Origin of the sequence: Perlucidibaca aquatica (assembly GCF_001676655.1) — a bacterium.
Classification (GTDB): Bacteria; Pseudomonadota; Gammaproteobacteria; order Pseudomonadales; family Moraxellaceae; genus Perlucidibaca; species Perlucidibaca aquatica.
Map to the genome: position 1 here is coordinate 433,426 of NZ_LZDB01000001.1, position 22,635 is coordinate 456,060.

Annotated in this window: 27 protein-coding genes; 17 read left to right on the forward strand and 10 right to left on the reverse strand. The window is 58.3% G+C overall.

Going from position 1 to position 22,635, the window contains the following annotated elements:
- Nucleotides 1-13: 13 nt before the first annotated feature.
- The 5 genes from rph to A8710_RS02135 all read left to right on the forward strand — a co-directional run bounded on the left by rph (nucleotide 14) and on the right by A8710_RS02135 (nucleotide 4,732).
- Nucleotides 14-730, forward strand: a complete 717-nt coding sequence (rph, locus tag A8710_RS02115) for a ribonuclease PH (protein WP_068857818.1) — start codon at nucleotides 14-16, stop codon at nucleotides 728-730.
- Between the two features lie 39 nt (nucleotides 731-769).
- Entirely contained in the window at nucleotides 770-1,144 is a 375-nt protein-coding gene (locus A8710_RS02120; protein ID WP_068857819.1) for an MAPEG family protein, read from the forward strand.
- 255 nt (nucleotides 1,145-1,399) lie between these two features.
- Entirely contained in the window at nucleotides 1,400-2,329 is a 930-nt protein-coding gene (locus A8710_RS02125; protein ID WP_068857820.1) for a metal-dependent hydrolase, read from the forward strand.
- 22 nt (nucleotides 2,330-2,351) lie between these two features.
- Nucleotides 2,352-3,188, forward strand: coding sequence for an SDR family NAD(P)-dependent oxidoreductase (locus A8710_RS02130; RefSeq protein ID WP_068857821.1), 837 nt, complete (start codon nucleotides 2,352-2,354; stop codon nucleotides 3,186-3,188).
- A gap of 20 nt (nucleotides 3,189-3,208) precedes the next feature.
- Nucleotides 3,209-4,732, forward strand: coding sequence for a flavin-containing monooxygenase (locus A8710_RS02135; protein WP_068857822.1), 1,524 nt, complete (start codon nucleotides 3,209-3,211; stop codon nucleotides 4,730-4,732).
- Here the strand turns inward: A8710_RS02135 and A8710_RS02140 are convergent.
- The 6 genes from A8710_RS02140 to A8710_RS02165 are packed head-to-tail and all read right to left on the reverse strand — an operon-like array spanning nucleotide 4,729 to nucleotide 8,868.
- Nucleotides 4,729-5,334, reverse strand: coding sequence for a TetR/AcrR family transcriptional regulator (locus A8710_RS02140; RefSeq protein WP_068857823.1), 606 nt, complete (start codon nucleotides 5,332-5,334; stop codon nucleotides 4,729-4,731). The two genes, A8710_RS02135 and A8710_RS02140, sit on opposite strands and share 4 nt — an antisense overlap.
- Entirely contained in the window at nucleotides 5,334-5,939 is a 606-nt protein-coding gene (locus A8710_RS02145) for a class I SAM-dependent methyltransferase (protein WP_068857824.1), read from the reverse strand. Before A8710_RS02145 ends, A8710_RS02140 begins: the two co-directional genes overlap by 1 nt.
- 1 nt (nucleotide 5,940) lies before the next feature.
- Nucleotides 5,941-6,303, reverse strand: coding sequence for a hypothetical protein (locus A8710_RS02150; RefSeq protein WP_068857825.1), 363 nt, complete (start codon nucleotides 6,301-6,303; stop codon nucleotides 5,941-5,943).
- 11 nt (nucleotides 6,304-6,314) lie between these two features.
- Complete coding sequence (locus tag A8710_RS02155; RefSeq protein WP_068857826.1) at nucleotides 6,315-7,082, reverse strand: exodeoxyribonuclease III; 768 nt, start codon at nucleotides 7,080-7,082, stop codon at nucleotides 6,315-6,317.
- 2 nt (nucleotides 7,083-7,084) lie between these two features.
- Complete coding sequence (locus tag A8710_RS02160) at nucleotides 7,085-8,371, reverse strand: MFS transporter (protein WP_068857827.1); 1,287 nt, start codon at nucleotides 8,369-8,371, stop codon at nucleotides 7,085-7,087.
- A 17-nt stretch (nucleotides 8,372-8,388) separates the two neighbouring features.
- Nucleotides 8,389-8,868, reverse strand: coding sequence for a lipocalin-like domain-containing protein (locus A8710_RS02165; protein ID WP_068857828.1), 480 nt, complete (start codon nucleotides 8,866-8,868; stop codon nucleotides 8,389-8,391).
- Between the two features lie 125 nt (nucleotides 8,869-8,993).
- On the opposite strand from A8710_RS02165, the gene pyrE reads away from it, so the two are divergent.
- The 4 genes from pyrE to A8710_RS02185 are packed head-to-tail and all read left to right on the forward strand — an operon-like array spanning nucleotide 8,994 to nucleotide 12,230.
- Nucleotides 8,994-9,641 carry an orotate phosphoribosyltransferase gene (pyrE, locus tag A8710_RS02170; protein ID WP_068857829.1) on the forward strand — a complete coding sequence of 216 codons (648 nt, stop codon included), beginning with the start codon at nucleotides 8,994-8,996 and terminating at the stop codon, nucleotides 9,639-9,641.
- A gap of 33 nt (nucleotides 9,642-9,674) precedes the next feature.
- Nucleotides 9,675-10,676, forward strand: a complete 1,002-nt coding sequence (gene gshB / locus A8710_RS02175) for a glutathione synthase (protein ID WP_264753522.1) — start codon at nucleotides 9,675-9,677, stop codon at nucleotides 10,674-10,676.
- A 5-nt stretch (nucleotides 10,677-10,681) separates the two neighbouring features.
- Nucleotides 10,682-11,362, forward strand: coding sequence for a class I SAM-dependent methyltransferase (locus tag A8710_RS02180; RefSeq protein ID WP_082968598.1), 681 nt, complete (start codon nucleotides 10,682-10,684; stop codon nucleotides 11,360-11,362).
- The gene (locus tag A8710_RS02185) at nucleotides 11,337-12,230 is read left to right on the forward strand and encodes an energy transducer TonB (RefSeq protein WP_082968599.1); all 894 of its coding nucleotides are present in this window, start codon (nucleotides 11,337-11,339) and stop codon (nucleotides 12,228-12,230) included. The genes A8710_RS02180 and A8710_RS02185 overlap by 26 nt, the downstream gene beginning before the upstream one ends.
- 9 nt (nucleotides 12,231-12,239) lie before the next feature.
- Here A8710_RS02185 and A8710_RS02190 read toward each other — a convergent pair whose 3' ends face one another.
- Complete coding sequence (locus A8710_RS02190) at nucleotides 12,240-13,019, reverse strand: SDR family NAD(P)-dependent oxidoreductase (protein WP_068857831.1); 780 nt, start codon at nucleotides 13,017-13,019, stop codon at nucleotides 12,240-12,242.
- A gap of 136 nt (nucleotides 13,020-13,155) precedes the next feature.
- Here A8710_RS02190 and A8710_RS02195 point away from each other — a divergent pair, with 136 nt between their 5' ends.
- The 6 genes from A8710_RS02195 (at nucleotide 13,156) to A8710_RS02220 (ending at nucleotide 18,758) form a co-directional block, all read left to right on the forward strand.
- Nucleotides 13,156-13,725, forward strand: coding sequence for a YqgE/AlgH family protein (locus tag A8710_RS02195; protein ID WP_068857832.1), 570 nt, complete (start codon nucleotides 13,156-13,158; stop codon nucleotides 13,723-13,725).
- Complete coding sequence (gene ruvX, locus A8710_RS02200) at nucleotides 13,718-14,158, forward strand: Holliday junction resolvase RuvX (protein WP_068857833.1); 441 nt, start codon at nucleotides 13,718-13,720, stop codon at nucleotides 14,156-14,158. Before A8710_RS02195 ends, ruvX begins: the two co-directional genes overlap by 8 nt.
- Before the next feature lie 16 nt (nucleotides 14,159-14,174).
- A complete protein-coding gene (locus tag A8710_RS02205; RefSeq protein ID WP_068857834.1) occupies nucleotides 14,175-14,546 on the forward strand; it encodes a hypothetical protein in 372 nt (123 codons plus the stop codon).
- 57 nt (nucleotides 14,547-14,603) lie between these two features.
- Nucleotides 14,604-15,593 carry an aspartate carbamoyltransferase catalytic subunit gene (locus A8710_RS02210; protein WP_068857835.1) on the forward strand — a complete coding sequence of 330 codons (990 nt, stop codon included), beginning with the start codon at nucleotides 14,604-14,606 and terminating at the stop codon, nucleotides 15,591-15,593.
- The gene (locus A8710_RS02215) at nucleotides 15,590-16,837 is read left to right on the forward strand and encodes a dihydroorotase (protein WP_068857836.1); all 1,248 of its coding nucleotides are present in this window, start codon (nucleotides 15,590-15,592) and stop codon (nucleotides 16,835-16,837) included. The genes A8710_RS02210 and A8710_RS02215 overlap by 4 nt, the downstream gene beginning before the upstream one ends.
- A gap of 106 nt (nucleotides 16,838-16,943) precedes the next feature.
- Nucleotides 16,944-18,758: an alkaline phosphatase D family protein gene (locus tag A8710_RS02220; RefSeq protein ID WP_068857837.1), complete on the forward strand. Its 1,815-nt coding sequence runs from the start codon at nucleotides 16,944-16,946 to the stop codon at nucleotides 18,756-18,758.
- Nucleotides 18,759-18,765: 7 nt separating this feature from the next.
- On the opposite strand, the gene A8710_RS02225 is transcribed toward A8710_RS02220, so the two are convergent.
- From A8710_RS02225 to A8710_RS02235, 3 genes are all read right to left on the reverse strand, one after another.
- On the reverse strand, nucleotides 18,766-19,512 hold the full coding sequence (locus tag A8710_RS02225) for an RES family NAD+ phosphorylase (protein ID WP_082968600.1): 747 nt from the start codon (nucleotides 19,510-19,512) through the stop codon (nucleotides 18,766-18,768).
- A 2-nt stretch (nucleotides 19,513-19,514) separates the two neighbouring features.
- Nucleotides 19,515-19,874 (reverse strand): MbcA/ParS/Xre antitoxin family protein, encoded by a 360-nt coding sequence (locus A8710_RS02230; protein WP_068857838.1) that lies wholly within the window; start codon nucleotides 19,872-19,874, stop codon nucleotides 19,515-19,517.
- Nucleotides 19,875-19,953: 79 nt separating this feature from the next.
- The gene (locus tag A8710_RS02235; RefSeq protein ID WP_068857839.1) at nucleotides 19,954-20,961 is read right to left on the reverse strand and encodes a type IV pilus twitching motility protein PilT; all 1,008 of its coding nucleotides are present in this window, start codon (nucleotides 20,959-20,961) and stop codon (nucleotides 19,954-19,956) included.
- Nucleotides 20,962-21,089: 128 nt separating this feature from the next.
- Between A8710_RS02235 and A8710_RS02240 the strand changes: the two genes are divergently transcribed.
- A complete protein-coding gene (locus A8710_RS02240) occupies nucleotides 21,090-21,779 on the forward strand; it encodes a YggS family pyridoxal phosphate-dependent enzyme (RefSeq protein WP_068858140.1) in 690 nt (229 codons plus the stop codon).
- Between the two features lie 12 nt (nucleotides 21,780-21,791).
- A complete protein-coding gene (proC, locus tag A8710_RS02245; protein ID WP_068857840.1) occupies nucleotides 21,792-22,628 on the forward strand; it encodes a pyrroline-5-carboxylate reductase in 837 nt (278 codons plus the stop codon).
- The last annotated feature ends 7 nt before the right edge of the window (nucleotides 22,629-22,635 follow it).

A 22,635-nucleotide genomic window follows, 5' to 3' on the forward strand; every position in this document is an offset into this window, starting at 1 on the left:
CAGGAATGTTTCCATGCGCGCTTCCGGCCGTCAGCTCGATCAGCTTCGCCCCGTCACCATCACCCGCGACTTTACCTGCCATGCCGAAGGTTCGGTGCTGGTTGAGTTCGGCAATACCAAGGTGCTGTGCACGGCCAGCGTTGAGGCCGGCGTGCCGCGCTTTATGAAGGGTAAGGGCGAGGGCTGGATCACCGCTGAATACAGCATGTTGCCGCGCGCCACACACACGCGTAATCAGCGCGAAGCCAGCAAGGGTAAGCAGGGCGGTCGTACGCTGGAGATTCAACGTCTGATTGGTCGCTCGCTGCGTGCCATGGTCGATCTGAAGAAGCTCGGCGAAAACACCATCACCATCGACTGCGATGTGATTCAGGCGGATGGCGGCACACGCACGGCGGCGATCACCGGCGGTGCTGTCGCGCTGGTCGATGCCTTGACCTGGATGTTGAACCAGAAAATGATTAAGAACGACCCGCTGATTGGTCTGATTGCCGCGATTTCGGTGGGCATTGTTAAGGGCGAGCCTATGCTCGATCTCGAATACACGGAAGATTCAGCCTGTGATACCGATATGAATGTGGTCATTAACCAGCTCGGCGGCATCATTGAGATTCAGGGCACGGCCGAGGGTGCAGCATTCTCGCGTAAGGAAGTGGATGCGCTCATGGATCTGGCCGAGAAGGGTGTGAAAGAGCTGGTGCAGGCGCAGCAGAAAGCACTGAACTGGTAAGCGGGTGAGTTAACTCAACACAACAAGAAGAGGTGGGTCATGCCGGATTTTCACGTGTTCACACTGTTTGTGGCATTCAATACGGTGTTGCTGACGCTGCTCGCGCTTAATGTGTCGCGCGTTCGCATTGGCCTGCGCATTCCGAATGGGGATGGCAACAGCATCCCCATGAAAAAAGCCATTCGTGCGCATGCTAATGGCGTCGAGCAAGTGGTGGTGTTTGCGCTGGTGCTACTGGCGCTGACCTACCAGGCGCTATCAGCCGAATGGCTTCTGATGCTGGCGGCTACGTTCAGCGTTGCCCGCGTGGTGCATGCGCTGGGCATGTTAAAGCCGCATATTTTGGCGCGACAACTGGGTGCTGCGCTGACCTTTACGTTGCAGATTGTGGGCGCACTCTTACTGGTGTTTTGAGTGTGGCGCACTCACATAGCGACACAATACTGAACAATCCCTCAGAATTTCGCTGATAGCACGCTATTGGCGAAATTTTTTACCAACAAAAACAATTACCTATTTCTATTCGTAGCGAGGATTTAGGCGACTCAATATCCGACTTTTATCAGACCCTCAGTGGGCACTAAACTGCCATTGAAGGATGTAACAGTTATTGCTGACTTTTTCATGGTTGGCGCTGGCATCTGATGATCAGGATAGAGAGGTCTCCTCATGAACACTGCTACTGTGCTTGATTTCGCTGCCCATACGCCGGTGCAAAATAAGGCTATCCCTGTGCGGCATTTGGCGTTTAATTTCGATGCCAGTCAGGCCGACGATAAGTTTTATTTACGTGCGGAATTGGCTACCGCCTACTTTGAAGCCCTGTCCATTTTTCTGACCTACGGCGAAGACCTGGTCATTGATACCGCGCGTCATCATCGCCAGTTCCTCACCGACCCGTTACTCAAGCAGCGCGTCACCGCCTTGATTGGTCAGGAGGCTATTCATTCAAAAATGCATAATGAATGGAACGATGTGTTGGCGCAGCATCGCTTTCCTGTCCCGCTCTTCCGCTTCCTGGGCAGCAAGGTATTCGAGTACGGCTTTAATCGATTTCCGCAGCCCTTGAAGCTTTCCATGATGGCAGGCATCGAGCACTTCACGGCGGTGCTGGCGGAATTCATGATGAAGCACGAAGATAATTTCTTCGAAACCAGCGATGCGCAGCAGCGCGCCTTGTGGATGTGGCACATGCTGGAAGAGTCTGAGCACAAAGACATCGCCTACGATGTGTACCAGACTTTATCGGCCAACTACCCCCTGCGGGTGGTGGGCTTCGTGATCGCCCTCATCACCATTACCGTATTAGTGCCTTTCGCCGCCACGCTCATTCCGGTTATTCGCAAGCCCAGCAATGTATTGAGCCTGAGCTACTGGAAAGATGTGAAACGCAGTGCCGCGCTGATTTTCGGGCGTGAAGACGGTGTTTACGGCAGCAGCCTGAGCCATATCTTTGACTATTTACGTCGAGACTTTCACCCGAATGATCATGACACCTCCGAATGGCTGGCCTATTACAAGCAGCGTCTGCTAGACCCCAAAACAGGGTTGCTCGCACCGTATTTCGTGCGTGAATTTACCCCTGGCCTGCAAGCTTAATCACTCCTGAGATACCTAAGTCATGCTGAATTTTTTAAAAGGGCGAGCCACCAAGCCAAGTCACTCGGCGTATGCCGTGGTTACGGGAGCCGGCAGTGGCATTGGCCGTAGCTTTTCGCTGGAGCTGGCCCGCCGTCAGGGTGTGGTGGTGTGTGCCGACATTAATCTGGCAGCCGCCCAAGAAACGGTCGCGCTGATTGAGCAGGCCGGTGGCAGAGCGTATGCCGTGAGCTGTGATGTGGGCGAGGCGGAGGCGGTGCGCGCCTTGGCGGAAAACGCAGAGCAGTTACTGAGCCATGCGGTCACGCTGCTCATCAATAACGCTGGGGTGGGTCTGGGTGGCAAGTTTCATGAGCAGTCCTTAGACGACTGGAAGTGGTGCATGCACGTCAACCTATGGGGCGTTATTCATGGCTGCCATTATTTTGTGCCGGGATTTAAGCGAAACGGGCGCGGCGCCATCATCAATGTGGCCTCCGCAGCGTCGTATACGGCGGCGCCGGAAATGAGCGCGTACAACGTCACCAAAGCGGGTGTGCGGGCGCTGTCCGAAACGCTATACGCCGAACTGAAATCGGACAACATTCGCGTAAATGTGCTGTGCCCGACCTTGGTGCCGACCAACATCATCAAAAATGGCCGTATTCCCGGACGCTACTCCGGCCTCGCCGATCATGCACTGATGAACTTTGCCATGACCACCAGCGACTCGGTGGCGAAACTGACCTTGGATAGACTGGATCAAGGCCAGCTCTATACCACCCCTCAACTAGACGCCAAGCTGTTTTGGTTAATGAAGCGTTTAGCCCCAAATTGGTATGCCGACTTTCTCGGCCTGTCTTATCGTTTCTTAAAATAATTACTCAAGGGTTATGCGACGTGTCAGCCACTAAACGAAACGTAAAAAAGTCTAGCGCACACATTTATGACACCTTCATCGTGGGTGCTGGTATCTCGGGCATTGCCGCTGCCGTGAAATTACGTGAAGCAGGGCTTCATGACTTTAAGATCATTGAGCGGGCCGCTCGCGTCGGCGGCACGTGGCGTGAGAACACGTATCCTGGCTGTGGCTGCGATGTGCCTTCTTCGCTCTACTCCTACTCCTTTTTCTTGAGCAGTAAGTGGAGCCGACTCTTCGCCAAGCAGCCCGAAATTCTGAGCTACTTGGAAGAAGTGAGTGACGCGCTACAGGTCACCCCACTAATCGATTTCAATACCTCGCTGGAAAGTGCCACGTGGGATGAGTCTCGTCATGTTTGGGTCCTTGTGACTAATCAAGGCGAATTTTTAGCGCGTTCCGTGGTGTTTGCCACAGGCCCCATTACAGAGTCGAAAACACCCGCGTTGCCGGGACTGGAGACTTTCACGGGTGAAATGTTCCACTCAGCGAGCTGGAATCATGACTACGACTTGGCGGGTAAGCGCGTGGCGGTTATTGGTACGGGCGCATCGGCCATTCAGTTTGTGCCGGAAATTCAGCCCAAGGTGAAATCCTTGTTGGTGTTTCAGCGCACCGCTCCGTGGGTTCTGCCTAAGCCAGATATGCCCCTGGGTGACAGCGCCAAGCAGCTCATCGAACGTCTGCCGGTAATTCAACAGGGCTGGCGCAAAGCCGTTGCCAGCTCGCTGAATGCCGTGAATTTCGGGCTTCGTAACCCGGCGGTCTTGAAACCTATTAGTACGGCCGCTAAGCAGCTACTGAAACTGCAAATCAAAGACCCTGATCTACGCCGAGCCGTGACACCCGACTTCACCTTGGGCTGTAAGCGCATTTTATTCGCCAACAATTACTACCCGGCTTTGCAGGCTCCCAACACCCGTTTGATCCCGCACGGATTAGTCGCGGTTGAGGGCAATACCGTGACTGCTGCCAACGGTGAGCGTCATGAAGTGGATGTGATTATTTGGGGAACCGGCTTTGAGGTTTCGCATCCGCCCATTGGCCGACGCGTCATTAATGCGAACGGTGAGCGACTCTCAGACCTTTGGGTGAGCGGCTCCCCCGAAGCCTATTTGGGCGCAACCTTGGCCAATACGCCCAACGCGTTTTTAGTGCTGGGCCCTAATGTATTGGTCTACGACTCGTTTATTGGCCTGGCGGAAGCGCAACTGGGCTACATCGTGGATGGCATTAAGCAAATTAAAACACGCGGCATTCGTAAGCTAACGATCAAGCCCTCGGTACTGAAGGCGCATAACGAAAAAGTGCAGAAGCACCTACAAGGGACGGTGTTTAACAGTGGCGGTTGCCGTAGCTATTACTTGGATCAGAACGGTCGCAACTTTGCGGCCTGGCCATGGTCGTTAGCGACCTTGCGTAAGCGGCTCAGTGCCTTCCACTTGGAAGACTACGACGTGGTGTATGAAGAGGCTAAGCAGGCGCTGTCGGCTGAAGTGGCTTAACTAGGTTGTGCGGCGCTTGTAATGTAGCGCCGCACGATGCCGGCTAGGCCATCACAGAGCTGTTCAAAGCTGATGGGTGGTTTGGGGTCAGAAAGGTGATGCAGCATCATGTAAATGCCCGTGTTCACCATGATGTAGGCCATGGTGGGCAAGTCTTTGATGGCGCCATATTCCGGCTTATTCATGATGAACGCGGTCACCAGCTGCATCAGCATTTGCCGAATGGGATCTAAGTAAAGCAAGGAATCGCTGTCGACCAGTTTGCGGGCGACTTTTAAATATCGGCCATCATCGCGTTGCAGCAGCGCGCCAAAATGCGTTAGCAACGTTCGTGTGCCCTGATCGGGGGGCAGATGCATGATGGTCGGTGTCGTGTCCTGAATCAGCAGCACCACGTCTTGAATGAAGCGTTCATGCATGGCGGCAAAAATCGCTTCTTTATTGCTGAAGTACTCGTAGAGCGAGCCGATGCTGATGCCTGCAGTCTCAGCGATTTGGCGAGTCGTGGCTTGCGTACCGTGTGAAGCGACCGCTTGAAAGCCCGCTTCAAGAATGGCATCTACGGTGGCCTTTGCACGACTCTGCTGGGGTTTTCTAGGCATTAAGCCGTTTTCTCCGCCATCGCCACCGTATACACCTTGCCTTGCTTGAGCTTGTCGTAATTGCCAAACACTTCCTTCAGCGTGCGGCCCATAAACTCGCGCAAGCCATTAATGGTGACCACGTAGAAGCGGCCACCGGGCTTGAGGCGCGATAGACTGTCGAAGAGAAATAGGTAGTGCTGCTCCTTGCTGGCCTTGGCGGGCAAATTGGACACAATGAGGTCGAACTTCAGCGCGGGATCAATGTGCTGCAAGCCATTCGAGAGTTGAGCTTTCGCGTTCCCGATACGATTTAAGGCGCAGTTACGATTAGCGTATTCCACGGCCATAAAGTCTTTATCGACCATCAGCGTTTGGCCCTTAGGCGCTTTACGCGCCATGGCCATGCCGAGCGGGCCGTAACCGCAGCCGATATCGAGGCAGTCGGCATCTTCAGCAATCTCCAGATACTCAAGCAGCATGTGCGTGCCGGCATCAATGGCCTCGGGCGAAAAAATACCCCAGGTCGTGGTGAACTGCAGCGTTTCGCCCAGCAGCGTGTCACTGAAGCGGATGTCTTCGCGCCAGCGCGTTAGGGTGGCTTTATCGGGGGCGGGGTTGGCCATATTAGTTAGCGGGTGTCGCCGGTGGGGTAGAACCGTTAGGCAGGGTCAACGGGTTAGCCCGAATAGACTGGTAGCCAGTCACCGCTTCCGCTTTTAAGGTTTCCCCCAGTGTCACGTTGGCTTCACCTTTGGCGAGTTCTGCTTTGCCTTCATCAAGTAATTTTTGTGCACGAGCAATCTTATCATTGCCAGATTTAATGGCTTTTTGGCCAGACACCGAGAGCTTTTCGCCGCGAGTCCATTTATCTGCGAGCGCTTGTTGCTCAGCACTGCGTTGTAAAAGGCTTTCGCCAAAACTAGGCATATTGCTGCTGGCACAAGCACTGAGTAGTAAGGTGAGGGCTACAGGCGTTAGAAGACGCATCTAATATTTCCTTAAATATCGTAATCAATAACTAAAGGCGCATGGTCGGAGAATTTCTCCCCCATGTAAATGTCAGCGCTACGAATAAGTGCACCGAGTTCAGGCGATACGATGTGGTAATCAATCCGCCATCCCACATTATTGGCGTAGGCTTGCCCACGATTGCTCCACCAGGTGTAGCGCTCGGCTCGTTGATCTACAACGCGGAAGGCATCGACATAGCCGACCTCGTCGAAGAGCTGGGTCAGCCAGGCGCGCTCACGCGGCAGAAAGCCCGAGTTCTTCTGGTTGCCGCGCCAGTTTTTCAGGTCGATTTCTTTGTGCGCGATATTCCAGTCGCCACAGATCACCAGTTTTTCGCCGGCCGCGCGACGGGCTTTCAAAATGGGCATGAGTTCGAGCAAGAAAGCGTCTTTTCGGGCTTGCGCGGCATCAGACGCAGAACCGGAGGGTAAATAGAGCGAGACCACGGTAAGGTCGCCAAATTGAGCTTCGAGCCAGCGGCCTTCGGTGTCGCAGAGTTCAAAGCCGAGACCGGTGCTGACACGGTCAGGCTTCTGACGTGAATAAATCGCGGTGCCAGAATAGCCGGGGCGCACGGCATCAAAAAAGTAACGATGCCAACCGGACGGGTTGAAGGTCTCGGCCGCGAGTTGATGCTCCTGGGCTTTGGTTTCCTGGATGCAGACGATGTCTACCCCCGAGGTTTCCAGCCAAGTGAAGAAGCCCTTGGTCGCGGCGGAGCGGATGCCGTTGAGGTTGGCGGAGACGATGCGCATGTTTATTCCTTGCTGAGCGGTGGTATATCACTATTCATCATCGCCGCTGAGACCAGCGCAATGGCTGTGAGTAGCCACAAATAGATCACGACAAAATGTGGCTCGCCGCCACCCTTGGCAAGCAGCGCCGTGGCAATCATCGGGGCTAAACCGCCGCCGAGCACGCCGGCAATTTGAACGCCAAGCGAAATACCGCTGTAACGCACGGCGGCGGGAAATTGTCGGGAAAATAGTAGCGACTCGGGTGCATACATGAGCGGAAAAACTAGGCCAATGGCAATCACCAGCGCCAACCAAGCTGACGCTAATTCACGACTGCCCAACAGGGTAAAAAATGGCCAAACATAAAGTGCCAGTATGCTTAAGCCGATCAAATAAAGTCGCTTTGCGCCGATGCGGTCCGCGAGCCAGCCGGCGAGTGGCATGGTGAGGAGTGACAATGCCGCGCCCGCGGTGATGGCGCTGAGTATTTCTGCTCGGGGGAGTGCCAAAGTGCCTGTCGCGTAGGCCAAGGCAAATGTCGCGGACAAATAGAACCAAGCGTTCTCCGCCATGCGCGCGCCAATGATGGTCAGCACGGGACGGCGGTGATGTCGCAGGATGACCGCAAGCGGCGCTTGCACAGCAGTCTGCTGGGTTTTTAGTGACACAAACTCCGGTGATTCCGGTACACGGGAGCGTATCAGCCAGCCGACACCTAGCAGCACGACGCTGGCCAGAAAGGGCAGGCGCCAACCCCAGCTCATCAGGTCTTCTTCCGGTAGTTGCGCGACAGCACCCATGGCCAGCGATGACAGTACTAAACCTGCACCCACACCGGTTTGCGGCAAGCTGCCATAAAATCCTTTTTGATCTGGCGGGGCATGTTCGACCGCCATCAAAACGGCGCCGCCCCATTCGCCGCCCACCGCGACACCTTGTAAAAAACGCAGCAGCACCAGAAGCGCAGCGGCCCAATAGCCAATTTGGTCGTGGGTGGGAATCAAGCCAATGGCGATGGTGGGAATGCCCATCATCAGCAACGTTAGGATCAGCATGGCTTTACGGCCAACGCGATCGCCAAAATGACCAAAAACAATGCCGCCGAGCGGTCGGCCAATGAAGCCGACGGCGTAAGTTGCGAACGCCGCGAAAAGGCCACTGAGGGGGTCCATTTCGGGGAAAAACAGTTTGTTAAACACCAGCGCGGCGGCAGTGCCATAAAGAAAGAAGTCGTACCACTCAATGGTGGTGCCGGCAAAGCTGGCGAGCCCGGCTATCCGGTGATGAGATTGCTTGGGGCTCGACATACGATGGCCTCGATGTTTTAGCTGGCTTTGCGGCGGCGATACACCACTTCGCCATCGGACAGATCCTTCAAACTCATGCCCTCTGGTGAGATAGAGATCACCTCGAAGCGTTTCACGTGATTGGGCTTGATGAACTGCGAAGGGTCAGAAACAAATTCGTTCAGCGTTAGTACGCCATTTTTAACGGACCAACGAAAGCTTAGACCGACTTTCACATCACTGGTGTAGCCATCGTTATAGACATAGGTGGCGGTGGTATAACCCGTCGCGCTGCCATCCGCGAGGAAGGTGCCTTCACCATTAATCGTGGGTGATGTCGGAGCGTCCATTGCCTGCCACGTGCCGAGCAGCGCTTGCCTGAGTGCCAGATCATTGGCGGCATTATTGGCAGCATCTTTGGCGCTGAGCTTGGCGGGTGAAAGGGCAAGGCTCGGTGTGGCGATCAAGCTCAGCACGGGAAAAATAAAAGCGCTAAGCAGGGTAGTGGTTTTGAACATAACGTAGTCACTGGCTTTGATGGGTCGGAGCGATCACAACGGCTGAGTTTGTATCACGGCATACGCCTGTTGCGACAGTCGCGTTATCATCGCCGACTCAGACATTCTCTATTCAGGTCTCGTCCATGCGTGATTATCAACGCGAGTTCATTGAATTCGCTCTGGCCCAAGGCGTTTTGCGCTTCGGAAGCTTCACCCTAAAGTCCGGTCGTCAGTCCCCGTACTTCTTCAATGCCGGCCTGTTCAACACCGGCAAACGCTTGGCGGCGCTAGGTCGCTTCTATGCGGCCGCGATTGTGGACAGTGGTATCGAGGCCGATGTGTTGTTCGGCCCAGCGTACAAGGGTATTCCCATTGCCTCAGCCACAGCGGTGCAGCTGGCGGAAGAATTCGATCGCGATTTACCGTGGTGCTTCAATCGCAAAGAAGCCAAAGATCACGGCGAAGGTGGCCTGATCGTCGGCTCGCCGTTAGCGGGTCGTGTGCTCATCATTGATGATGTGATTACCGCCGGCACCGCCATCCGCGAAGTCATGACACTGGTCCAGAATGCGCGTGCGGCAGCGGTCGGCGTGGTGGTTGCGGTGGATAGACAGGAGCGCGGTAAGGGCGAGCTGTCCGCCATACAAGAAGTGGTGCGCGATTTCGGTATTCCGGTGATCGCCATTATTAAACTCAACCAGATCATTGCCTATCTGGAAGAGACCGGGCTGCACGCTGAGCACCTCGAGGCCGTGCGCCGCTACCGCGACGAATTTGGTGTGGATGCCTGATCGCTGATTTCTAGCTGGGTTCAAACAGGAGAGCTGTACATGCGTATTGCCGTGGTCATGGACCCGATTGCATCGGTGAATTACAAGAAAGACTCGACGCTGGCCATGCTCTGGGCAGCGGCAAAACGCGGCCACGAGCTGTTCTATCTGGAGGCCGGCGATCTGTCGCTGCGCGAAGGGCGAGCCTACGGTCGGTTAGCGCCCTTGCAGGTGTTCGAAGATCCGGCAAAGTGGTTTGAGCTGGGCGAAGCGGAACTGCGTCCGCTGGCGGAGATGGATGCCATCCTGATGCGCAAAGATCCGCCCTTCGACATGAACTTTATTTACGCCACCTACCTGCTCGAACGCGCCGAGAGCGAGGGCGTGCTGGTGGTGAACAAGCCGCAATCGCTGCGTGACTGCAACGAGAAACTCTTTGCCACGGCGTTCGCGGATTGCATGGTACCCACCATCGTCACCAGCCGCAGCGCGGAGTTGCGGGCGTTCATCGCCGAGCATCACGATGTGATTGTGAAGCCGCTGGACGGTATGGGCGGCACCGGCATCTTCCGCCTCACGGCGGGCGGGCCGAACATTGGCGCCACGCTGGAAGTGCTTACGGACAGTACGAACGGCGTGGGCGCGCGGCCGATCATGGCGCAGCGCTACATCCCCGAAATTGTAGATGGCGACAAGCGCGTGCTGATGATCGATGGCGAGCCCGTGCCGTTCGTGCTGGCGCGTATTCCGCAGGGCGATGAGATTCGCGGCAACCTCGCCGCCGGCGGTCGCGGCGAAGCGCGTCCGATCAACGATGATGAGCGCCGCATCGCAGCCCGTGTCGGCCCGGAGCTGAAGAAGCGCGGCCTGCTGTTTGTCGGGCTCGATGTCATTGGCTCCTACCTCACGGAAGTGAATGTGACCAGCCCGACCTGCATCCGCGAAATTGATCGCGAGTACGGCTACGGCATCGCCGACAAGCTTATCGAAGCGGTGGAAAATCGCCGACAGCAGCAAAAAGAGCAACAGCAAGCGCTGGCGAAATGCAGTCTGTAAACCGAATGCTAGATACTCACAGCGAAGCCTTGCTGGCACAGGCACTGACGGCACGCATCCAGCCGCATTTGTCGGCGGCAAGGATCGCCCCGGAAACACTGCCCGACTGTGGTGGCTTGCAACTGTTTCTGCTCAACGACGATTTCCCGCACGACGCACTCAGCCCTTCGGAAATGGACTGGGCGCTAAACGAGCCGGCCTACTGGATGTTCTGCTGGGCCTCTGGTCTGGCGCAGGCGCGGCAGATTCTGAGTAACCCTGAGCTGGTGCGCGGCAAGTCCGTGCTCGATTTCGGCACAGGCTCTGGCGTGGTCGCTATTGCAGCGGCGATGGCCGGCGCGGCGCGAGTGGTCGCCTGCGATATTGATCCGGCTTCTCTGGATGCCACGGCCGCCAACGCCGCGCTCAATGGCGTGCAGCTGGAACTGGCCGGTGACTTTTTCCAGCTCGATGAGCACTTCGATGTGCTGTTTGCCGCCGACGTGCTCTACGACCGCGCCAATCGCGATTTCTTGCCGGCATTTCTGGATCGTGCCAATACAGTCTGGCTCGCCGATTCACGGGTGAAAAATCTGCAGGCCGAGCACTACACCCAGGTCGCTTCGGTCATGGCTGAAACCCTGCCGGACCTCAATGAATTCGACGAGTTTCGTCGCGTGAATGTCTACCGTGGCCAGCGCGGCTGAGCGGCAGCTGCCGCCGGTGTCGCCGATTACACCGGCGGACCGCTTGGCATTCACTCTGGTGATGGCGCTGCTGGTGCATGCGCTGGTGCTCTTCGGCATCCGTTTTGTGGTGCCGAAAACACAGGCCGCGCCGGTGATGGAAGTGACCCTGGTGCCAGCCAAAAGTGAGAAAGCGCCGGTCAAAGCGGACTTCCTCGCGCAGGCGCAGCAGGAGGGCAGCGGCACTTTAGCGGAAGCACGCCTGCTGACCACGCGTGAGCGCACACCGTTGCCGGGGCAGGGTCGTGGCGCTCAGCCGGTCGCCCCGAAAGCGCCGGAGCCCGTTGCAGCGCTGGCCGAACAGAAGCAACCGACATTGATCAGTACACGTCAGCCCTCAACGCCGGTCGCTACCGCAAAAGCCCCAGCGCCACCGCTTGCGCCGCCCGTGCCACCCTCTCCCGATCTCGATGCCGACATCGCTGCCCTCGAAGCGCGCCTCTCGGCGAGCAAGCAGGCCTACGCCAAGCGCCCGCGCATTCGTACGCTGGCGGCGGTGAGTACGCGTCAGGATGATTGGGCGGGTTACATTGATCAGTTCCGTCAGCGTGTTGAGTCGGTGGGTAATGCTCAATTCCCTGCTGAGGTGCGGGCGCAGCGCCTTCAGGGGCAAGTACGCTTGCTGGTCGCGATCTATCCGGATGGCCGTGTTCAGCGCATCCAGATTCTGCAGTCATCCGGTCATGCCATTTTGGATCGCGCCGCCGAGCAATCGGTGCGGCAGGCCGAACCCTTTGCGCGCTTCCCGGCCTCTCAGCAAGGCCAGATTGATGTGCTGCAGATCATCCGCACTTGGCGCTTTGCCGACACGCTGGCGACCGGCGTGTAAGCAGGCGAATTACTTCGCCATTAACTTCCCGGTAATCCGTGCCAGCATCGTGCGCGGCATGAGACGGCTCATCATGGGTAATGGCTTGTTTACCCAGCCGGTCACCACCACGGAATCGCCATTTTGCAGGGCTTTATAAGCCTGTTCCGCGACCGTTTCCGCGCTGTCCATAAACTTCGCGACCAGTGAGCGATCGCTGCCGGCCACGGCATGGAAGCCACTGGATGTTGAGCCGGGGCAAACCGCCGTGACGGTAATGCCGCTGGTTTCCAGCTCAATCGCTAGGGCTTCGCTGAACGACAGCACATAGGCCTTGCTCGCACCATAGGCGGCAAAATTCGGGCAGGGCTGGAAGGCGGCAATCGACGCGACGTTGAGAATGCGACCACTGCGGCGGGCGCGCATGGCTGGCACTACGCCATGTGTTAGCTCGGTAAGCGCAGTGATGTTGAGCTGTAGCATGCCACTGACGCGAGCAAGGGTCATATCTTGCAAAGGGCCGTTAAGACCGAAGCCGGCGTTATTCACCAGCGTATCGACGGTTAGGCCGAGTTGGTCAATTTGTGCCAGTAATTGAGCTGCTGCACCCGGCACTTCCAGATCAGCCTCAATCACCTGTGTTTCGGTACCAAATCGGTTTTTGAATTCTTCCGCAAGGGCATGCATGGGCGCAGTACGTCGGGCCACAAGCACCAGTACGCGGCTGGGTTCGCGGGCAAAACTAGCGGCCAGTGCTGCGCCAATGCCAGAGGATGCGCCGGTAACGAGGGTGGCGAGACGGTGGGCCATGCGAGTACTCCAAAATAGGTGGTTTACGACTAGGCGGTCACGATACGGAGTGGCGGCATCAGCGTCAATGCTTGATCTTTGGCCTGTTTAATCTGTGCCCCTTGTCTCCTGAGCGGGGAGTCCCCATAGTCTGGGCATGAGCATTGCAGACACGCCTCTTACCCATCAGTTCCTCATCGCCATGCCTGAATTGGCCGATGGTATTTTTCATCGCGCGGTGATTTACCTCTTTCGCAGTGATGAAGATGGTTCCGCCGGACTCATCATTAATCAGCCTAGTGAGCTGCGCTTTGGCGATTTGCTCACGGACTTGCGTCTGCCACCGCTGAAGCCCTTGCGCCGCCCGGATCAGCCGGTGCTGGTGGGCGGTCCGGTGCATCCGGAGCTGGGTTTTGTCTTGCATCGCGACCATGGCCCGTGGACGTCGACCATGCACAGTGCGGCCAATATTGCGGTAACGCATTCGCGTGATGTGCTCGATGCCATCTCGCAAGGTCACGGCCCCAGTGAGTATTTGGTGTCCCTTGGATATGCCGGTTGGGAGCCGGGTCAGCTCGAACAGGAGTTGGCCGATAATTTGTGGCTCACGCTGCCGGCAAATGAAACCGTTCTGTTTGACTTGCCCTACGAGCAGCGATGGGAATCGGCCATTCAGCAAATCGGCTTGGACTGGCGTTTGCTGTCGCACGAGGTCGGGCATGCCTGAGCTGCCGGAGCGCGTGCTGGCCTTTGATTTCGGCACCAAGCGCATGGGCGTGGCCAGCGGTCAGCCCATTACGGCCATGGGTTCACCCTTGGCACCGGTCACGGCGCGTGATGGTATTCCGGACTGGGATCAGGTGGATGCCCTGGTGAAGCTGCATCGTCCGCAGGTGTTTATTGTGGGCAATCCTTTAAACATGGATGGCACGGTGTCGGAGTTGAGTTTGCGTGCCTTGAAATTTGCCCGACGACTGGCGGCGCGTTATCCCGAAGTGCCTGTTTATCGCCAGGATGAGCGTTTAAGTACGCGGGCTGCGCGCGAAACGTTGGCCGAGGTCAGCCAGCAACGACGCGGAAAATTGCCGTCGCTGGACTCGACCGCCGCCTGTCATATTGTCGCGTCATGGTTTGCCGAGCCCAATTGGACTCGGGTGTAAGGTCAGCGAGAAGGGCATGAAAGTCGCGATTGAAGGGTTAGAGTTAGTGGTGAGGCCGGGTGGTCTGCGTGGCGTGACGCGAGTGCCGTTGGCGGAGATAAGCTCGTGGGACATCTTGTATGAGTTGCTCGGCCGTCGTTACTTGGCCTTTCATCTCGGCGACCGCACAGCCTATGCCCAATTGCCGCGTTTAGCTGTTGAAGCCCGTGACGCGCTTGTCGCTGAACTCACCGCACTGACCGGTCGCGCGCCGGACGTGTCTTTGCTCGAAAGTGAGCGCGATAACGAGCACTGGATTAAGGTCTGGGAGTACATCAAGTGGATCGGCAGTTATTTGCGCCTTTTCATCAACCCCATGCGTCCACCGGGTAAGCGGCCAAAAGGCTGAAGATCGGCGCGACGAGTTCAGCTACAATCGCGGCACGCTGATTCAGGATGCCGCCCCATGCACCAATCTCACGCCCATCAGGCAAGTCGTTTGCAGCTCAATGGCCAAGGCCAGCTCAAGCACTTTCTCAGCACCGAAGGTTTATCCCGCGAGCTGCTCACCGAAATTCTCGACCGCGCTGAAAGCTTTCTGGATGATCAAGGCGGTATCCGCAATGTGCCGCTGCTGGCGGGGCGCACGGTGATGAACTTGTTCTTCGAACCCTCCACGCGCACGCGCACCACCTTCGAGGTCGCGGCCAAACGCCTGTCGGCGGATGTGCTTAACATCGACATTTCGAAAAGTTCGACTAGCAAGGGCGAGACCCTGCGCGACATGCTCTGGAACCTCGAGGCCATGACCGCCGATGTTTTTGTGGTCCGCCACGGGCTGTCCGGTGCGCCGCACTTTATTGCCAGCCAGGTCACACCAAAAATTGCCGTCATCAATGCGGGTGACGGCCGTCACGCCCACCCGACGCAGGCCATGCTCGACATGCTGACTATCCGTCGCCATGCCGGTGCCTTTGAGAATCTGACCGTGGCCATCATTGGCGACATCCGCCACTCGCGTGTGGCGCGCTCGGAAATCCATGCTTTGCAGACCCTGGGCGCAAAAGAAATTCGCGTGATTGGCCCACGCACGCTGCTGCCAATAGACTTCGAACAGCTCGGCGTGCAGGTGTTCGAAGACATGACGGCGGGCCTGGCTGGAGCCGATGTTGCCATCGCCTTACGCATCCAGAACGAACGCATGGAGTCGGCGCTGCTGCCCGGCTCCAGCGAATTTTACGGCCTCTTCGGGCTGACTCGTGAGCGCTTGAAAGTGGCCAGCCCCAATGTATTGGTCATGCATCCGGGCCCGATCAATCGCGGCGTTGAAATTGAATCAGAAGTGGCTGATGGCCCGCAGTCGTTAATCTTAAAACAGGTTAACTACGGCATTGCTGTGCGCATGGCGGTACTGGTGATGTCGGTGGAAGGACAGCTTCAGGAGAACGGGCAATGAGCGCCTTGATTCGCTACACCGGCGTACGCGTCATCGATCCCGCGACCGGCACCGATACGGTGCAAAGCGCCGTCGTACAGGACGGCGTGGTGGTGGCATTGGGTTCGGCAGCCGACTTACTGGTGGTGAATGAAACACAGGCGGCCGATGGCTGCTGGCTGACGCCGGCCTTTGTCGATCTCTGTGCCCGCTTACGCGAGCCGGGCCCGAAACAGCACGGCACCATCGCCAGCGAAACGCGAGCCGCTGCAGCGGCTGGTTTCAAACACCTCGTGCTGCCGCCCGACACGCACCCGGTTATTGATCATGGTGCGGTGGCATTGCAGGTGATTGAAAAAGCCACAGCCGCTGGTTATGCCCAAGTCTATCCGGTCGGTGCGTTAACAAAAGGTTTGGAAGGCAAGTCGCTGGCCAGCATGGGCGGCCTGAAAGCGGCTGGCTGCGTCGGTGTGGGTCAGGCGCGCCAGCCGGTGGCCAGTCTCGACACGCTGCTGCGTTGCCTTGAATACGCCAGCTCCATGGGCCTCACCGTGTTCTTCTCGCCGGAAGAGCAGGCGCTGGCCAGCGGCTGTGCGCACGATGGCTTCATGGCGGCACGCCTCGGCCTCACTGGCATCCCCGAAACGGCCGAGACCATTGCGCTGGCCTCCGCGCTGCTGCTAGTGGAGCAGACCGGTGTGCGCGCCCACTTCGGCCAGCTCTCCTGTGCCGGCTCCGTCACGCTCATTCGTCTCGCCAAAGATAAAGGCCTGCCGGTTACCGCCGATGTGTCTATGCACCAGCTGCATCTCACCGATGCCGCGATTGACGGTTTCAACGCCATGGCTCATGTGCGGCCCCCGCTGCGCAGCGAAGCTGATCGCGTGGCGCTGATTGCCGGCGTGCGCGAAGGCGTGATTGACGCTATTTGCTCCGATCACCAACCCCTGAACGCCGCCGCTAAGTTAGCGCCGTTCGCCGAAGCCCTGCCGGGCATGTCCACGCTGGAGACCGTGCTGCCGCTGGGCCTGAAACTGGTGGCGGATGGCGAATTGTCGGCACGTCGCTTGATCGAGGCTTTGACCTCGGCACCGGCGCGCATCCTGCAAAAGCCGATTGGGGCGCTGGGCGAGGCGGCGTCGGGTGTGCTGTTGATTGATCCGGCGCAGACTTGGCAGGTTGCCGGGGAAGAGTGGTTGTCTGTGGGCCGCAATACGGTGTTTGCCGGGCAGAAGATGGTGGGGCGGGTGCGGGCGGGTCATTGAGGGCTGCGTTCGCAATGCGGAGGTCTGACCATCCCCCCGCATTGTCGCCAAACTGAAACCTTCGCTAGCTATGGTTCGGGCTCTGAATTCTGCCTGAGCCCTTCCTATGCAACGCCGTCAATTCCTTCAAAACAGTCTGCTTCTGGGCGCGACTCTGCCGAGTTTGGTGGCTTGTCTGGGCTCGGATGGCTCATCGGACTCCAGCGTACAGCCGCCGACCTCGGGTGTGGGTGGCAGCACGCCATCGGCCCGTGAAGTGGATGCCCTGCTCGCCGCCAATGCCTTCCCCTATGGCGTGGCCAGTGGCGATCCCGACGCCGACAAGATCATCCTGTGGACAGCGCTGAAACCGCTGAATGCCGATGTGGCATCGATACCCTTGCGTCTGGAATATGTGCTGTCGCCGCAGCGCCTTGCCAAGGAAAGCGATTGGGCAGCCTTGTTCACGGCCAATGCCGTCCGCCGTCTCGGTACCTTTCTGGCGCTGAAGGCGCGTGACTACACGGTGAAGATCGACCTCGGCAATGTCGCGCTGTATCAAGGCACGCGCTTTGCCGAAGGCACGATGACCGCATTGCCTGCCGGCCAGTTTGTCTATTACCGCTTTGTTGCCGGCTCGCAGGTGTCACGCATTGGTCGCGCCAGAACGCAGCCGGCGGCCTCTGCCGTGACGACCGCCAACTTTGCCGTCGCCAGCTGCTCGAACTTGCCGGAAGGTTTTTTCAGCGTCTACGACATGATCAGCCAGGAGGACAATCTCGACTTTGTCGTGCACCTCGGCGACTACCTCTACGAGTACGGCGAGGACGAATATGGCGATGGCTCGGCGCTGGTCCGCAACGGCCAGGATCGCGTGCCGGAACCGCCCACGGAGATGATCACGCAGCAGGATTATGTGCTGCGTCATGCCCAGTACAAGCGCGACCCCGAGCTGCAGCGCCTGCATGCGCAGTTCCCCATGATCTGCATCTGGGACGATCACGAGTTTACCAACGACACCTGGCGTGACGGTGCCGAGAATCACACCGAAGGGACAGAAGGCAGCTGGACTGATCGCAGTGGTTTCAGCATCCGCGCCTATTTCAACTGGATGCCGCTGCGTGAGCAGTTCAGCCGTCAGGCGACCACGCTGCGCCCGGATCCGCGCGAAGTGATTTATCGCCGCATTCGCGTCGGCGGCTTGATGGATCTGATCATGCTCGACACCCGCTATGTCGGCCGCGACAAGCAGGCGGCGACACCGGCGGTCGATCCGGATCGGACTAACCCGAATCGCTCGCTGCTCGGGCAGAGCCAGCGCGAATGGCTGCAGCTGCAACTCTTGCTGGCGAAGAACGAAGGCGCGAAATGGACCTTCCTCGGCCAGCAGGTCATGTTCGGCCAGCTCAATCTGGTCGAGTTGCCGCAGTTACAACTACTCGGGCAAAAGGTACTGGGCAATATCGCGGCGGTGAACATGGATCAGTGGGATGGCTATGTCGCCGAGCGCGACCGCGTGCGCGACTTCGTCAAAGCCATCGGCCTGCAGAATCTGGTGGTGCTCACGGGGGATATCCACACCAGTTGGGCCATCGAGCTATACGAGAACCCGTTCCTGCTCGCCGGCAATCTGCTGGAGAAGCCGTTTGGCGTCGAGCTGGTCGCACCCTCGGTGACATCGCCGGGCTTTCCCGATGGCGTCGCGGAAGTGGTATCTGCCGCGATTCCGGTCGCAAACCCGCACATCCGTTACAACGAGCTGAAGTCGCATGGCTTCGTGCTGGTCAGCCTCACTGCCGAGCGCATGATCGCGCAGTGGCGTTACGCCGCGAACATTGTCGATCCCGCGCAGATCGGCGTGGAGAGTCTGGCCATGCGCAAGACTTTCACCGTTGCCGCCGGCACCAGCAAGCTGACCGATATTGCCGATCCGTTTGCCTGAGCCCGTTTCAGAGCGGAATGTCTGCCGTGGTCCAGCGCACGACATCAATGCCTCGACGACTGCTCCGGCTGCTGAAAGCAACACTGTCTGCGCGTGTTTCACATAACCAAGGCTGCATTTCTAGGGGCGTCTCGGAGTGCAGACCTTCGGGTTTGAACAAGGCCACATTGATGCCTTTTTGCGGGCAGCGCGCCGATTCAAACTCGAAGCCCTGAGCGCCTTGCTGCCGAAGCCAGCTGCCAGCGGCTTGTGAAGTGCTGTAATCGCTACGATGCGTCAATGACGCTTGCCACTGCGCCCAAGGCGGGTTTTGAAGTCTCGCGCCGGTCGGGCAAGCGTAGTCCGCACTGAATGAATCATGCTGCGTGATCAGCACGCCGGAGGGTGGCGGCACACTCATGCCCTGCCAAAATCGCAAGCGATAGTAGGCGGTCTCCGCCTGAGCGGTTTGCAAATCACACGAGCCGTAGAAAATACCGGGCTCCCATTCAAGACCAAAGCGAGAGCCCCACGGTAGAGGAGGGTATCGAAACGGCGTGGCCAGCAAGTAGTGAAGCCGCTCTGTCCCCGCTGGATATGGCGGTTTTCGGCCCTCCAGCAGCTGTTCCAGCACAGCGCTTTCATCCATCGAGCTAACCAGACGATTTGTTGCTACCTGCTCCTGGCTTTCAACCAGCCGCCACAGCCTGCCTTGGATGGACGAAAAGGCATCTTCCCGATTCAAGGATGCCCAAGGCTCGGCAGCCATAATCATGCCTAGACCTTGCCGCGCATCGCATCAAGGTAGGTCATGGTGCGCACTAATCCTTGGGTTTGCTTGAGCAACTCTTTGGGGATGCCGCCCAGATGATGGTTGGGCGTGCTGATCCAGTGCTGAATGTCTGCATCCTTGCCGCCGACCAGAACAAAAAGCGCGCGATAACAACGAATCAGTAGCAATGCCAACTCACCCGGCTTTGAGTCAGGTGCGAGTCCGCTACGAGACAAGCTGGATCGTTCGCGACCAATGATATGGCCGACCTCTTCTTGCGTCAGGCCCATACCTTTTCCGGCATTGACGACTGCTTTCGCCAGAACCAGTGAGGGATCAGGCTTGCTGCTCTCTAGTGCGCTCATGGGCATATTTCTGTGATATTTGTCGTATTTAAGCATTTATTGTTGCTTTTGCAACATTTTAAGTCGGTTTCCCACCCCTTTAGCTAAATCCCCCACGCTCCCAAGCCTGCGCCCGTGTCTGCATCCCTAAGCTCCCTCCGGTCTGCATGACGCTGTGAATCTGCGCGAGCCGATGCTCACGAATGAGGTGTCGTACTGCCGAGGTGGCGATCAGCACTTCGCGCAGGGCGCGCGCCTGGCCATCCTGCCAGATCAGCTCTTGTGCCAATACGCCGACCAGGGTTTCGGCGAGCAGGGCTTGGGCCAGCTCTTGCTCGTCGGGCGGGAACAGGCTGAGCAGGCGGTCAATCGCGCCGACGGCGGAAGCGGTGTGCAGCGTGGTCAGCACCAAATGCCCGGTCTCGGCGGCAGACAGCGCCAACCGCGCCGTTTCGGCATCGCGCAGTTCGCCGATCAGCAGCACATCGGGGTCTTGTCGCAGCGCGGCACGCAGGGCGCTGGCAAAGCTCAGGCTGTCGCGGCCGATCTCGCGCTGGCTGATGCGGCCCTGATCTTGATGAGAGTCATAGCGAAACTCGATAGGGTCTTCGAGGGTGATGACATGGCCACCCTGAGCGTGTCGTCGATGTTCGACGAGCGCGGCGAGGGTGCTAGATTTGCCCGAGCCGGTAGCACCGGTGATCAGCACCAGTCCTTGTGCGGGCAGCAGGCGATTGGCAACTGTCGTGTCGAGTTGCACATCCAGCAGGCTGGGCACTTGCCCGCGAATCAGACGCATGACCAGCATCAGGCCGTGATCGGTCCGCGCCAGACTCCAGCGTGCGCGGCCCAGCGCAGGGTGCTCGAAGGCGCCTTCGGCTTCGCCGGCAGTCTGGCCTTGCAGCAGGCGTTGCGCGGAGGCATCGCTAAAGTAGGCAGCGAGACCCGGCCAGGGCAGCGGCGGACAGGGTGAGCCAGATGTGAGTGGCACAAGCTGGCCGCGACAACGCATCAGGGGCATCTGGCCGCTCGCCAGGTGCAGATCGGCAGCCTGAGCTGCCAGTGCCTGCGCCCAAGCTGACAACAGCCAGCGATCATCCTCAGCCATTCCGACCTCCATGTCGTAGAGTTAGCCGCTAGGTTTGTCAGCACAGGTTTGCGACAATCCCTGCTCTCAAGCAAAGACCACGCCGCGAGGTTTCGCTAGTGCATCCGCCCGAAAAAAATGATTCAGAACTGTTGGCACGCTGGCGGGCGGTTAACGCTGGCGTGCGCGCCGCTGAGCAGGCCGCTGATCGGCCTTCGGGCAGCGTGGCCTTGCTGGCTGTCAGTAAGCTGCACCCGGCGCAGGCTATCCGCACTTTACATGCCGCGGGGCAAATCGCCTTTGGCGAGAATTATGTGCAAGAGGCGTTAGACAAGATGGCCGAGCTGGCGGACTTGCCGCTGCAATGGCATCTCATCGGTCCGCTGCAAAGTAATAAGACTCAATCCGTCGCTGCCCATTTTGACTGGGTGCATTCGGTGGACAGGTTGAAGATCGCCCAGCGCTTGTCGGCGCAACGACCCGCCGAATTGCCACCGTTGCAGATCTGTTTGCAGGTCAATATCGACGATGAGGACAGCAAGTCCGGCTGTGCGCTGGCGGATCTTCCGGCGTTAGCGGAGGCCGTGCTGGCGCTGCCCCATGTCAGGTTGCGCGGGCTTATGGCGATCCCGAAACCGGGCAATGTCGCAGCGCATGCGCTGCTGGCAAAGACAGCTTCGGATTTACTCGCTAGACTGCCGGCTTTAGCCGCCCAGCCCTTCGATACCTTATCGATGGGAATGTCTGATGATTTGACGGATGCGGTGGCCGCCGGCAGCACAATGGTACGTATTGGTACGGCTATTTTTGGTGCGCGACCGGCACCTGAGAGCGATTAATTGAGTGCAAGCATGACGGATTCAAATTACCCCCAGTTAGGCTTTATCGGTGCCGGCAATATGGCGTCGGCACTGGTCGGCGGCCTGCTCGCACAGGGCTGGCCCGCGAGCCATCTCTGGTTGTCCGACTCCAATGTTGGGCAACTGGCGGCACATGCGGCGCGCGGCTGCAAAACCGTGACCGATAATGCCGTTTTGGCCGCTTCGGTGGATTTGCTGGTGCTGTCCGTGAAGCCGCAGGTGATGGCCGATGTACTGCGTCCCCTGGCCGCTGTGGTGCAAGCGAAACAACCCCTGATTTTGTCCATTGCGGCGGGTATTCCTAGCGATAGTCTGGTGCGCTGGCTTGGCGGCAACCTGGCTGTGGTGCGCGCCATGCCGAACACGCCTGCGCTGGTGCAATCGGGCGCTACCGGCCTGTTTGCCAACGACCGCGTCAGTAACGAGCAACGCCGTTTGGCCGAGCAAGTCTTGGGTGCTGTGGGGATTACCCTGTGGGTCGAGCACGAAGATTTGATTGATGCCGTGACTGCCGTGTCCGGCTCCGGCCCGGCCTATTTCTTCTATGTCATGGAAGCCATGATTGCGGCAGGTGTGAGACTGGGCTTGGATGAGCGCGATGCGCGTGCCCTGACGTTGCAGACTGCGCTGGGTTCGGCACAAATGGCCATCACCGCCGATGTCGCTCCCGCTGAACTGCGTCGTCGCGTCACGTCGCCCGCCGGCACCACCGAGCAGGCCGTGAAAGTGTTTGATCAAGCCGAACTGAGTGTCATTTTCGAGCGCGCCTTGCGTGCCTGTGCCGATCGTGGCGCGCAAATGGCCCTAGAGCTCGGCGCTGCCGACTAATGTTGAG